Raw genomic sequence first — 14,246 nt, forward strand, 5'->3', positions numbered from 1 at the left:
ATACTCCTTCAGAGTTACCCAGACTAGAGTAAAACGATTGTTTTATTGACTGAGATCATAAATTTTTTTATTTTTATCAAAGGGAAAATTTCGTATTGAGATTGACTCTCAATTCAATTTGTTGAAATTGTAAGCAATTGAAACTATTAAACTAATTATTGAAAAACAATTGCTAATGCAATGTTAAAATCCTGTTGGCATTTTCTCATTTAACACAAAAGTGCGGTAGATTTCCCGCAAGTTTTGGAGACTGCGTTGAAGTAGATTTTCATCATAAAAATTCTCTCTTCTAAATGAGAATAAATAAAAAAGACATAAAAAAACACCGCAAAGTGCGGTGTTTTTTCATTATGTTTTCGCTATCAGCTGATTACCATTGGTAACCTACGCCAGCTGCAACGCCAGTTTTACCTTGGCTATTTGCTGTACCAGATAAACGGATAATAATCTTACCGTTATCAGAGATACGAGACATACCTACTGCAAGACCATTTTGACCCTGATAGTTACCAGCTGCAATACCAACTAAGCTCTTACCTGGTGTATAAGCTTGCGGAATATTCGCAGCGGCTAATGCACTTGCAGTACCTGCATCGGCATGTTTACCAACTTTATTGATCTTGTTGTTCAAGTTTGAAGCAACTGCATGTAACTGGCTACCATTTATAGCATCTTTAGAAGTTGCTGAAATTTCACCTGGAGCCACACCTGTAATTTTAGTAGGTGTTTTACCATCTGGACCACTTACGTTGATATTTCCAGCCTTATTAGTGATCTTAGGCCCTTTATCACCAAACTGAACACTGTCAAAGGTTACATTAGAAGCAGTTGCGTAAGTCACTTTACCGTTAGACTCTTGTTTCACGGTCATATTTTTACCTGCAACCATTTCAACTTTTTTACCTGGATTGATCATTTCTGGTGTACCTGAAATTTTCTCTCCACCATTTGCTGAAGTGGTTAATGTAAAGCCTGACTTGTTAATTGCATTTGCTACATCTTGTGCAGTCGCCACTTTATTTGCAACATTTGCAATATTATTTGCCGCATCTGCAACTGCTTTTTTAGCAGCATCAATAACTGCAGCTGGTGCCGTTGGTGGCAAGCTATTTAATGCATTTGTCGCATCTTCTAACGCTTTAGTCATTTCAGGCGTTACTGGACCTTGAACGCTACCATCATCATTATTGGTAATCTTACCAGTATCAATGTCAAACTTCACATTACTTGTTATGCCGTTTGGCGTGGTTTCTACCACAGCCTTGGTACCTTTGCCATCTACAAAGTTAACAGTGTCATAAGGTTTTACGAAATCTTTCGCTTCACCATTATTTTGTAAATTCCAACCCGTATTCAACACATCTGATACTGTTGCCGCATTGTTACCAGCAAATTTAGGATTAGCTTTTCCATCTGCCGTTTTAGGATTCAACAATTCAGCTGCTTCAGCTGCCGTTATCGGCGCAGACTTGTTGTCTTTACCTGCAATCGGATTGCCAGCAGCATCTTTGGCATTCTTATCTGCGTCATTTACAGACGGAAGATTAGATTTCACATTACCTAATGTCGTTGGTGCACCAATTTCATTAGGTGCAGCAGCAGGATTAACCATATTAGTAGTTAAGTCTGCAGGCTTCACTTCTGTTGCAGTCGGATTGCCTTTGTCGTCCACGGTAAAGTATTTGTCGCCCACTTTAGTTACCGGCGTACCGTTCTTGTCTGTATATTGGACAGGCAAACCGGTCACATCGACTTTTACCGTCGTTGTGGTTACTTTATTGCCGTCTTTATCAACAGACTCTTTCGTCGCCAACTTAACTTTCGTGTTGTTGCCGTCTGCAAAACGAAGTTCGTCGTCAGGGTTGACTTTCTCATCTTCGTCTTTGAAGTCTGCCGCAGATAGAGCATCTTTCTGTTTGCCAACCACAAAGCCTGATTTTTGAATCGCAGCAGCTACCTTATTACCTGTTACGTAACCGTCACCCGCATTGGTCGGGGTCGTACCCGCATCAGGAGTTACTGGGGTTACATTGGCTTTTGGTTCGCCGGTTTTCGGATCAATATCTGCCGTATTGTAATATTGGTCACCTACTTTGGTTACCGGAGTATCCGTTCCATTGACTTTAGCAGTAAATTGATTCGGTTTGATTACCTCGCCATCTTTAACGCTAATCGTGATTTCACGGACGCCATCAGTTGTTGTAGTACCTTTGACGGAAATACCAGGACCGCCTTTGAAATCCACTTGGTTGGCGTTCTTCACAACATCGGTATAGCCGTTGCCGTCTTTAGTTGATACTACCCAACCCATGTTTTGCAGGTCGCCTACGGTTGCAGCAGCGTTTTTATTCACCGGTGCATCTTTGGTACCTACTAAGTCAACCAGGTTAGGACGCGCATCACCCGTTGTCGGCGTACCGTTCGGATTGGTATCCACTGGTTTCACGTTCAGAGTAGAGCCCACACCCGTAATCTGGGTCGGTTTGCCGTCTGAAGAAGAGACATTCAGCGCAGTCGTCGGTTGGTCTTCCGCTTTATTGCCGTTATTCGTTGCAGGTTTGGCTTTCTCAGCCTTCATCGCAACTGGTGCCAGCTTGGTCACTTTACCTTCTTCAATTGGCTGACCTTTAGAATCAGTGTAAGTACCGTCTGCATTTTTGGTTACAGGCTTACCGTCTGCATCGACATAAGTATTGTCACCCACATTAACAGTATTGAATGACACATCATCTTTGGTCGAATAGGTCACTTTACCGTTCGCTTCTTGTTTCACGGTTAAGTTTTTACCTGCCACCATTTCAACGGCTTTGCCCGGGTTGATCACTTCGTCACCGGTAGATGCAGCATCTTTTTCACCGCCTTCAACGTTAGAAGTCTTCAGCGTAAAGCCGGATGCGTTAATCATATCCGCAACATTTTGGGCGGTTGCCACTTTGTTCAACGGAGCTGCCGCATCTTGGGCATCTTTCAATGCTTTTTGCGCTTCTGCTTTCTTGTCTTCAGTCGCATCCGCAGGCAAATCTTTCACAGCCTGTTCAGCTTTCTTCAGATCATCTGCAAGTTTCTTCGCGTTCTCTGCTGTCGTTGGACCATTTACCGAACCATTTGTATTGCTGGTAATCTCACCCGTGTCCACATCAAACTTCACGGTGCTGCTGGCCGCATCGTCTGCAGTTTCCACTACAGCAACGGTACCTTTGCCGTTGATGAAGTTCACGGTGTCATACGGTTTCACAAAGTCGCGGGCTTCGCCGTTGTTTTGCAGGTTCCAACCCGCATTCAATACGTCGGAAACGGTTGCCGCATTGTTACCGGCTTTATTGACGATATCGGCAGCTTCTTTGGCTGTAATCGGTGCAGACTTGTTGTCTTTACCGGCTTTAGGCGTTGTGCTGTTCGGGTCGAATGCCTGTTTGTTGGTATCGTTCACCGTCGGCAGGTTGCTGCCGATGTTTGCCAACTGCATAGGTTTGCTTGTGTTGTTGTCGCCATTGTTCATGGAGGCAATCACGTCACCCTTCGGTACTTCTTGGGCATTTTCTTTCGGTTTGCCGTTTACAACATCACCGGCTTTATAGAATTTATCACCGACTTTAACCAGCTTGTCACCAGCCTTATTGGTATAAACCACCGGAGTTTGTGCCGCTTCAACAGTTTTTTGTGCATCCACGTTCACAGTAATGGTGCGGATACCACTCTCTTTATCGGTTTCACCCGTAACGGTAGCCAGACCTGTGCCTTTGAAGTCCACTTGGTTGGCATTCTTCACGACATCTTTATAGCCGTTGCCGTCTTTGGTTGATACAACCCAACCCATATTTTGCAGGTCGCCTACGGTTGCAGCAGCGTTTTTATTCACTGGTGCATCATCAGTACCTACCAAATTAACCAAAGACACATTCGGTTTGTTGGTATTGTCTTTACCTTGTGGTGCAGTAGCGATATCTTGAGTATTCAAGGTTGAACCCACGCCTGTTAATTGCGTTGGTTTCGCTTTGTCGCCTTCACCAGATGTAAAGTTCAATGCTGTTGTTGGTTGATCAGCTCCATTATTTGTTGCAGGTTTAGCCGCTTCAGTCTTCATATTAACTGGCGCTTTACCATCTTTAGCATCGCCTAATTTAACTGTGTTGAACTCTACATCGTCTTTGGTCGAATAGGTCACTTTACCGTTCGCTTCTTGTTTCACGGTTAAGTTTTTACCTGCAATCATTTCAACAGCTTTGCCCGGGTTGATGACCTCATCATCGCCTGAAACTTTCTCACCACCATCCACGTTAGAAGTTTTCAGCGTAAAGCCGGATGCGTTAATCATATCCGCAACATTTTGGGCGGTTGCCACTTTGTTCAACGGAGCTGCCGCATCTTGAGCTGCTTTAAGTGCATCTTGGGCAGCTTTTTTCGCTTCCGGCGTCGCATCCGCAGGCAAATCTTTCACTGCCTGTTCAGCTTTCTTCAGATCATCTGCCAGTTTCTTCGCGTTCTCTACTGTCGTTGGACCGTTTACCGAACCATTTGTATTGCTGGTAATTTCACCCGCATCCACATCAAACTTCACGGTGCTGCTGGCCGCATCGTCTGCAGTTTCCACTACGGCGACGGTACCTTTGCCATTGATGAAGTTCACGGTATCGTACGGTTTCACAAAGTCGCGGGCTTCACCGTTGTTTTTCAGGTTCCAACCTGCATTCAACACGTCAGAAACAGTTGCCGCATTGTTACCGGCTTTATTGACGATATCGGCAGCTTCTTTAGCTGTAATCGGCGCAGATTTGTTGTCTTTACCGGCTTTAGGCTCAGTACTGTTCGGGTCAAATGCCTGTTTGTTGGTATCGTTCACCGTCGGCAGATTGCTGCCGATGTTTGCTAACTGCATAGGTTTGTTTGTTTTGTTGTCGCCATTGTTCATGGAGGCAATCACGTCACCCTTCGGTACTTCTTGGGCATTGTCTTTCGGTTTACCGTTTACAACATCACCGGCTTTATAGAATTTATCGCCGACTTTAACCAGCTTGTCACCGTCCTTATTGGTATAAACCACCGGAGTTTGAGCCGCTTCAACAGTTTTTTGTGCATCCACGTTCACAGTAATGGTGCGGATACCACTCTCTTTATCGGTTTCACCCGTAACGGTAGCCAGACCTGTGCCTTTGAAGTCCACTTGGTTGGCATTCTTCACAACATCGGTATAACCGTTGCCGTCTTTAGTTGACACCACCCACCCCATGTTCGCCAAATCGCCTACCGTTGCCGCTGAGTTCAAAATCTCAGGTGCAAGGTCGGATTTACCTGTAATTGGATTATTACCAAGGTTCACTAAGTTTTGGTTGCCCTCTGTTGCCGGAGTATCCCCTTGTTTACCCGTTGATGTCGGCTGTGCTTTTGTATTCAACACAGAACCCACACCTTTTAATTGTGTCGGTTTCGCATCTGCACCCGTGCCACTGCTGATATTCAACGCCGTTGTCGGATGATTACCCTCTGCGTTGTTATTCGCCGGGCTTGCCTTCTCAGTTTTTAGTGTTACCGGCGCTACTGGACTTACTTTCGCTGCGTCAACTGTGTTACCTTTAGCATCTACGAAAGAACCATCTTCTTTCTTAGTCACTGGGTTACCTTTGTCATCCACATAAGTATTCGCATCGCCACCTACTTTCACTGTGTTGAACTCAACTTCGTCTTTGGTTGCATAGGTCACTTTACCGTTAGCTTCTTGTTTCACGGTTAAGTTTTTACCTGCAATCATTTCAACGGCTTTACCTGGGTTGATGACTTCATCATTACCTGAAACTTTCTCACCACCATCTACGTTAGATGTTTTCAGCGTAAAGCCTGATGCGTTAATCATATCCGCAACGTTTTTAGCCGTAGCAACGCCTTTGTCATTTAAAGCCTTATTTAATTCAGTTTCGGCATCTTTGACTTTTTTCTCAGCCGCTTCTTTTTGCTCAGGTGTCGCTGCAGCAGCCAGCTCGTCTTTTGCAGCTTTTAATGCTTTTTGAAGCTCAGGATTAGTTGATGGCGCAATAACAGAACCGTCTTTGCTTGAAACAAGCTCGGCTGTTTTAACGTCTGGCACATCAATAGTAATTGTGCGTACGCCGTTCTCGGTTTTACCCGATACTTTGGCTGCGTTTTTGCCGACGAATTTCACTTCGTTAGCATTTTTCACTACATCTTTATATTCGCCTGTTCCATCGGTTGTTTTATCAGATGAAACTACCCAACCCATATTTGCCAAATCACGTACAGTTGCCGCGGCATTCAGTACGTTATTACCCAATGCAGTTTGGTTATGACCCGTACCTAAATTAACCAATTTCGGTTGGCCATTGCCTGTTGTCGCTGTGCCAGCAGGAATGGTAGGAACCGCTTCCGTATTTAATACAGAACCCACGCCTGTAATCTGGGTCGGTTTGCCGTCTGAAGACACGTTCAATGCTGTTGTCGGTTTATTTGCCGGATCGTTATTAGATACATCGGTTGCTTTATCTGTCGTCAAGTTAACCGGTTTTTTGCCGTCTTTGTCTTCGCCGACTTTGATAGATTTAAATTCAACCTTATCTTTTGTCGAGAATGTGAATTTACCGTCAGCTTGAGCAATCTTGATGTTTTTATCGGCTTCGAAGGTTACTGTATCGCCTGCTTTAACTTCTTGGTCTTTCTTGCCGGTATTTTCGCCGTTTGCCGTTTTATCAGAAGTAGCCTTCCAAGCAGCTGCTTTAATGGCATCTGCCACGTTGCCTACTGTAGCGATTTTGTCTTTATCGGCATCGGCTACAGTTGGTACAGATGAGGCAGTAATATTGCCGGTATTAACTTTTAAGCCGTTTGCATCGGTTGTAAGGGTGTTATCTGCAGCTTTTACTTTAACTCCGTTATTTGTTACTTCTAAAGAGTTATCTGCCGGTTTAACAGAGATAGTATTTCCAGTCGGATCTTTTTGTAGACCATTACCAGTATTGACACTGTATTTGATTTTGCTGATTTTACCGTCTGTATTTTCAACAGATACAGTTGTGCCGTCGCCGTCAACAAAATTAACGGTGTCATAAGCGGTAACAAAATCTTTTGCCGTACCTTTTTCTTGCAAATTCCAGCCTGCATTCAATACATCGCCTACGGTTGCAGCGTTGTTTTTGATGCCATCTACATTAGATGGTTTGTCTGCTTTAGTTGTCGGCGCAGTTGTATTTGCTTTCGCACCGTCAAGATTGCCGGCTACATTGGTAATCGGATTACCGCCGTTGTCTAAACCGTTTTGGGTTAATGAAACTGAGCTCTTACCTACCGGAGTAATAGTTACACCTTCATTAGTCAGCTTGGTTGTCGGTGCATCTGTACCCGTACCGATAAACTCTGCGCTGGTCAGATTGGTTAATACAGGGTTCAGGCTATAGGCAAAATCGGCTTTTCTGATTTTCTTTTTAACTGTTTTGGTTTTATCAAAATCATCCGGAACATCAATTTCGCCTTCAGTTTCATCACGGTCTAATTTCAAGTTGTTGCCGACTTGGAATTGGACTTTGTCTTCCGAACGGATAGAAGTCTCATAATCGGCTTTTGTAGAGGCGGTATTCGCTTTTTTAGATGTGAATTCGCCTGAAGATCCCGTTACCACATTACCGCTTGTGTTAAAACCTGCTGCAATTTTTTTGGTGATGGAGTTTAACTGGGAGCCGTTGATTGCATCGGTAGAATCTTCTGCCACGCGACCAGCTGCCACGTTTTTCAATTGACGTTCTGCGCCAGAGCTACCGAAGGACACCACGTCCCCTTCAGCGGTATTGGTGCCGCCAGCCCATTTAAATGTATAAGCAATATCCTTTGAGTTATCAGAAACAATATTGCCGTCGCTGTCGTAGTTCACGCTTAATTGGCGTGTACCCACCAACTCAGTTGTGGAGCCCGTACCTATCGCTACCGCATTTTGGCGTGTTGCATGTGCGCCGGTACCTAATGCCACAGAACCAATCGCCTCCGCACGAGAACTTGCGCCAATCGCTGTACCTAAATCACCTTTTGCTAATGCGTGAACCCCTAAAGAAGTTGATGCATGACCGTTTTTATTTATAACAAAATCAAGTGCATCTTTATTCATGTCAAGGCCAGTTAGCTCCTTATAAGCCTCAGCTACTGAGCCATTAGTCTTAGTTGTACCAGCAAAACTATATTCACGTGTAACGTTTTTACCATTAATTTTTTCAGTCACACTTTTAGTTATTGTTTGACCGTTTGCTTTCTCATAGCTTGTATTTTGAGCCGCGGCAGATTCAATATTTGCACCGCCAATCATAATAGAGGAATCGCCTTGTGCATTGGTTGCTCGACCCATTGCAATGGCACCATCTTTACCTGATGCTTTTGCTTGATAACCTAAAGCAATATCGCCATATTCCGCCCAAGATGCAGTACCACCTGCTAAGGCATAGGCACCATTCGCTACGGAACCCATACCGATAGCTACCGCAGCTTCTGCATTTGCTTGTACCGTAGAACCAGCACCGATAGCTGTCGCACCGAAAGCACCCATACGAACTACAGAGTTAGTACCGATGGCTGTACCTAACGCCGTAGTAGAGTGGGCTTCCATACCGATAACAACGGAACCAGATTGACCATAGGTAGATTTATAGGCAGTCGGCATACCACGACCTACTAGCTTTTTATATTGCTCCGCTACTGTATTTGTACTTTCCGTATAGGCTAAATTATAATCATCAATGGTTCCTACATTAGTTTTGTTCACCGCATCGGCTGTTACCACTTGGTATTTATTATTACGCAATTGATCTGTATCATTACCACCTAAGGCAACAACACCGTCACCAGCAACTACCTGTCCACCGATAGCAATAGATTGGTCACCGATGGCACGAGCCTCTGCACCTATGGCAGTCGCTTCATTGATATGTTTTTTACGATAAAAGGTTAAATTATTATTTACATTACCCCCTTGTAATGCTGTTTTCGTGTCTGCAGGAGCGTTCTCATCTAGACCATAACCAGCTTTTACAAGTACCTCTGCATTATTGTCCGCATTGGTTTCATTGCTAACTAATTTATTACCATTGCTAGGATCTGTACGAAGACCAGCGCCAGCTTGGAAACCAAGTGCCGTAGCAGCATTCAAACGATACGTCCCATTTTCACCAAATGCTGTGTAGGCACCACGACCAACCACTGTGTTAGGGCGCCCCCCATTACCGGATCCTTCACTGAATGCATCACGGCCGATAACCACAGTACCTTCCGCATCATTTGTGGTTTTAGCATTTTTACCGATGACAATACTAGTGTGACCTTTTGCCTTAGTATCAGTACCAATCGCAATTGTATCTTGACCACTACTAATTGTTGCCCCTTTACCTATAGCGATAGCACGTGCTTGATTCGCATTTGCCGCTTCACCAAGGGCTACAGCGTTATCAGAACCTGTACCAGCCTGATTCAGAGCTGCATAAGCCGAATGACCGCTTAATAATGCCAATGCGACTGCTGAAGATTTAATAAAATTGCCTGAAAATTTAACCGCACTTTTTTGTGCATTGGATGAACTTTGTTTTTTATGTGCTTTGGTTAATTCTGAAACGACCACCCAAGATTGAGTTGCTTGGCTCCAAACGATACGGAAGATTTTATTCATAAATGTCTCTCTAACGATGTTTAAAAATCCCCTTAATCTCTTATTCAATTAATAAAAGAAGTAAGGCGTAAATAAGGTGGAAAAATTATACAGACTTAGTCATGAAATTCAATTTAAAAATACAATCTTTACGATAATTTACATTTATCAATGTGTAATAAAAAACAATAGCAAACGTTTGCTTTTTTTGCACAAGAAGTAAACAAAAGTGCGGTGAGTTTTAGGGGCGTTTTTATTGGGAAAAAGCAAATATGCTTATCAAAAAACAAAGGCCGCAACGTGCGGCCAATTTTTTTAGAATTCTTTTGAAATTAAACTTTCTGCTAATTACAAATCAAGTGTGAAATCAATATCAATGGAACGATAAGTTGGCATTAAATAAAAACGCATTGGCGCAATAAAAAAGCGTTTTTCTTCAAAGAGACTTTCGATGTCATTAATATAAATTGCGCCATTTGCACGATAAGATTTCGGTAATTTTTGGCGTGGGGATTCAAAATCCGTTAATTCGTGAATAGGCTGAACTTCGGTGCCGGCATGCGCAATAAAGAAATAAAGCAAGCCTGCATTTACGGCATTGTCATCTTGTTCGGTAATCCGAAAGCTTTATGCACTTCACTACAAGCGGCCATACAAGTGTTGCATCCAATGCAATCCTTCGGATCTCCGATTACAAAACGATTCATACATTCCCCTCCTTGTATGTAAATAACGTTTTTACAATAACCACTCTGCCTATAAAGATACTCCTATGAAAAAGTAAAGCTAAAGAAATAATTCGAAAATTTGTGATTAAGATCAAAAGATTTTCACTGCTGTAATATAACTGTTAAACCATCGTAAAATTTAATAATTTTATGTTAAAAAACTAAATAAATTTTAAATAAATATTACCTTTATTATCTTCTAACCTCACTATACAAATTTGTAGGGTTACATGATAAAATTCTCTCATTAAAGTAGGTTTATTGAGATACAATAAACTACTTATCTCATAAATATTACAACTAGGGACAGATTATGTGTTTAGGTATTCCAGGACAAATTATTCAAGTTGCAGACAGTGCATTACAGCTTGCTGTAGTCGATGTGTGTGGTGTTAAAAGAGAAGTTAATATTTCATTAATTTGCCAAGATGATCCAAAGCCTCTAATTGGTAAATGGGTGTTAGTTCATGTTGGTTTTGCCATGACAATTATTGATGAAGAAGAGGCCAAACAGACTCAAGAAGCTTTAATTGCTATGAGTCAGTTAGAACATGAAGTTGGTGACTTTCTTGGGCTAAATCAAAAATAAACAGGACAAGCTCGTTATGAAAGGGATTGAATTACGCATAAAAGGAAAAGTTCAGGGCGTGGGATTTCGCCCTTTTGTTTGGCTTCTGGCAAATCAATATAAGTTAAACGGAGATGTAAATAATGATGGACAAGGCGTATTAGTTCGTTTTGTCTCCCCACCAGCAGATGCACTCAAGCAATTTTTGTCCGACTTGCAAAACAAACTCCCACCGCTAGCACAAATTACTGATATGACTCAGCGCCCAATAGATTGGCCAGAAGCAACCGCTGTAGCGGGCTTTACCATTCGGGAAAGTGAAAACAATCAAATGGACACACAAATTATTCCTGATGCAGCTACCTGTCCACATTGTTTAGCTGACTTATTCGATCCTAACAATCGACGTTATCATTATCCCTTTACCAATTGTACCCATTGTGGTCCGCGTTTTACCATCATCAAGGCAATTCCTTACGACCGAAAAAACACGGCGATGTCTGTTTTTCCGCTCTGTCCACAATGTGAAAAAGAATATAAAGATCCCGCTGATCGTCGTTTTCATGCTCAACCCAATGCTTGTTCTGTTTGCGGCCCCCATATTTGGTTACAAGATCGAGAACAAACGCTTGCTACTCATGAAACTGCGCTAAAACAGACCGCACTTTTATTGCAACAAGGCAACATCGTCGCCGTTAAAGGTTTAGGCGGTTTCCATCTAGCCTGTGATGCAAATAACCAAAAGTCTGTTGATTTATTACGTCAACGGAAACATCGTCCGACAAAACCGTTAGCCATTATGGTGCCTGACCTGCAGTTTTTACAAGATTTAAGTGCTCAAGAAATAGAATTACTAACCAGTAGTGCTGCGCCAATTGTACTTCTTTCAAAACACAAAGTGCCGCATATTGCCGATAACATCGCGCCAAACTTACAGGAAATCGGAGTAATGCTTCCAAGCAACCCACTACAGCATTTGTTGTTACGAGCGGTTAATCGTCCGCTCGTGATGACGTCTGCGAATGCAAGCGGGCAACCTCCAGTGCTGAAAAATGAACATGCTGTAGAACAATTAGCTGACTTGGCTGATGTTTATCTTTGTCACAACCGCGATATTCTACAACGTGCTGATGATAGTCTTGTTCGCGTTGCCTTCGATGGATTAGAAACGCTACGTCGTGCTCGTGGCTATGTGCCAGATGAAATACCACTTGAAACACAAAGCACAAAAAATGTGTTGGCTTTAGGTTCTGATCTGAAAAATACATTCTGCCTGCTACGTCACAATAAAGCCGTACTGAGCCAACATATTGGCGATACAGCAAATGAACAAGTGCGGTCACAATTGAGTGAAAATCTTGAATTATTTCAGCAGATTTATCAATTTAAACCAGACATCATCGCGGTTGATGCTCACCCCGGCTATTTTTCATCTTCCATCGGGAAACAACTTGCTGAACAGCAACAAATCCCATTCATCGAAGTACTGCATCACCATGCACACATTGTCAGTGTCATGGCCGAGCAGCATTGTAATGAACCTGTAATCGGTCTTGCACTAGACGGTATAGGCATGGGCGAAAATGGACAACTTTGGGGAGGCGAATGCCTACTCGTTGACTATCAACATAGTCAATATTTAGGTGGTTTGCCAGCTGTTGCTCTACCAGGCGGTGATCTTGCAGCGAAACAGCCTTGGCGCAACTGGCTGGCTCACCTGCATCAATTTGTGCCACAGTGGCAAGAAATACTCACAAAAACTTGCGCTGAACCGAATTGGCAAATACTAGTCAATGCCATTGAGCGCGGACTCAATTGCCCACCTATATCATCTGCAGGTCGTTTATTTGACGCCGTAGCTTATGATCTCGGCATTGCACCAACCATTGTTTCTTGGGAAGGTGAAGCGGCTTGCCATCTCGAAGCGCTAGCAAACACCTCATCTTTGGCTACCCAAGCACAAAGTGCGGTCAATATTCCAGTAAAAATGCCGCTTATCGACAATAAACTGGATTTGGCTTATTTCTGGCAAAGTTGGTTAAATTATCATGCTTCTGTTGAAGATAAAGCCTTTGCCTTTCATTATGCTCTCGCCCAAGGTTTTGCTGAACTTGCGGCAAACCAAGTTCGCCAACACCAATGCCGTACCATCGTGCTATCTGGTGGCGTGATGCATAACCAACTACTACGTCGCTTATTAAAAGAAAATTTGAGCGAATTCCATGTACTGAGCGCTCATAAATTACCGATGGGTGATGGCGGACTCAGTTTAGGTCAGGCTGTTATTGCCATGCATAGAAACTGATAATTCCTAATATTAAAATATAAGAAAAAGAGTTAATCGGAAAACGACGATTAACTCTTTTGTTTTTATATTGATTTTTATAGCGGAATACTGGAAAAGAAAACCAGTAGTAACGGTGGTAGAATGTTCGTCACAAAGCCGAATGAAATCGCAATGGGCGTCACTTCAATGCCCCCCGCTTTTTGAATAATTGGCAAGGTGCAATCTATTGCAGTCGCTCCCGTAATTCCAATTGCCGTCGAACGAAAATGACGCATAAATAATGGGATGACAAATAAACTCACAATTTCACGGGATAAATCATTAAAAAAGGCAATACTACCCTGCACTGGTCCCCACGCATTAGTTAATACCACACTAGATAATGAATACCAGCCCATTCCTGAGGCAAAAGCGAGTCCTTGGGTAATTGGCATCGCTAAAACGAAAGCAGCAACCACACCACCTAGTAACGAGGTAAAAGTAAACACCATTCCTGTTTGGAAACCACGCTTATTAAAAATAGCCTCTTTTAAAGAAATGCCATTATTTCTTAGTTGAATACCCACAAAGAAAATCAGCACAATCAATACATATAGATTTATACCTGTAGGCAGCATTAAATAGGATTTAAAAAAGAAACCACAAATGGTACCAAACACCACTGTGCCAGAAAGTTTGAGAGAATCGATTAAGGAATACCAGCGAGAATCAATTTTACCTTGTGATTTAAGTGGCTCAGCAGGATTAAAACGATCATAAAGCATCAAACCAATCATATTAGAGCCCAAAATAATTGTAGATAACGTCAACGCAGTTGTACCAATAATTGGGAGTTTATGTTCTAAATCATCCAATTGACCAAGCAAATACCCCATTAAGAAAAGGATGATGTAAAGCAAAAACATGACGATATGATTAATCTTTGGGATATAGGATTTATTATTGACCTTCAGTAGATAGCCTAACACCATCGGTATTAAGACAATTAATAAGCCATTTATCATATCCTGCATCATACATCTCCTTTCTTATCCCATT

At 42.6% G+C, this 14,246-nt stretch carries 4 protein-coding genes and 2 pseudogenes; 2 read left to right on the top strand and 4 right to left on the bottom strand.

What is annotated here, in order from left to right; genetic code table 11:
* Positions 1-370 precede the first annotated feature (370 nt).
* The 3 genes and pseudogenes from DX522_RS01125 to DX522_RS01135 form a co-directional block, all read right to left on the bottom strand.
* Positions 371-9,646, bottom strand: a complete 9,276-nt coding sequence (locus DX522_RS01125; protein ID WP_115179523.1) for a YadA-like family protein — start codon at positions 9,644-9,646, stop codon at positions 371-373.
* A 327-nt stretch (positions 9,647-9,973) separates the two neighbouring features.
* A pseudogene (locus DX522_RS01130) lies at positions 9,974-10,180 on the bottom strand (acylneuraminate cytidylyltransferase); the annotation flags it as partial.
* A 59-nt stretch (positions 10,181-10,239) separates the two neighbouring features.
* A pseudogene (locus DX522_RS01135) lies at positions 10,240-10,332 on the bottom strand (4Fe-4S dicluster domain-containing protein); the annotation flags it as partial.
* 334 nt (positions 10,333-10,666) lie between these two features.
* Here DX522_RS01135 and hybG point away from each other — a divergent pair.
* Together hybG and hypF are read left to right on the top strand one after the other, a co-directional pair.
* Positions 10,667-10,942 carry a hydrogenase maturation factor HybG gene (gene hybG, locus DX522_RS01140; RefSeq protein ID WP_049362999.1) on the top strand — a complete coding sequence of 92 codons (276 nt, stop codon included), beginning with the start codon at positions 10,667-10,669 and terminating at the stop codon, positions 10,940-10,942.
* A 16-nt stretch (positions 10,943-10,958) separates the two neighbouring features.
* Entirely contained in the window at positions 10,959-13,226 is a 2,268-nt protein-coding gene (gene hypF / locus DX522_RS01145) for a carbamoyltransferase HypF (protein WP_115179524.1), read from the top strand.
* A gap of 77 nt (positions 13,227-13,303) precedes the next feature.
* Here hypF and DX522_RS01150 read toward each other — a convergent pair whose 3' ends face one another.
* Positions 13,304-14,221 (bottom strand): lysine exporter LysO family protein, encoded by a 918-nt coding sequence (locus DX522_RS01150; protein WP_186821755.1) that lies wholly within the window; start codon positions 14,219-14,221, stop codon positions 13,304-13,306.
* Between the last annotated feature and the right edge of the window lie 25 nt (positions 14,222-14,246).

Origin of the sequence: Haemophilus parainfluenzae (assembly GCF_900450995.1) — a bacterium.
In the GTDB taxonomy this organism is placed as follows: domain Bacteria; phylum Pseudomonadota; class Gammaproteobacteria; order Enterobacterales; family Pasteurellaceae; genus Haemophilus_D; species Haemophilus_D parainfluenzae_O.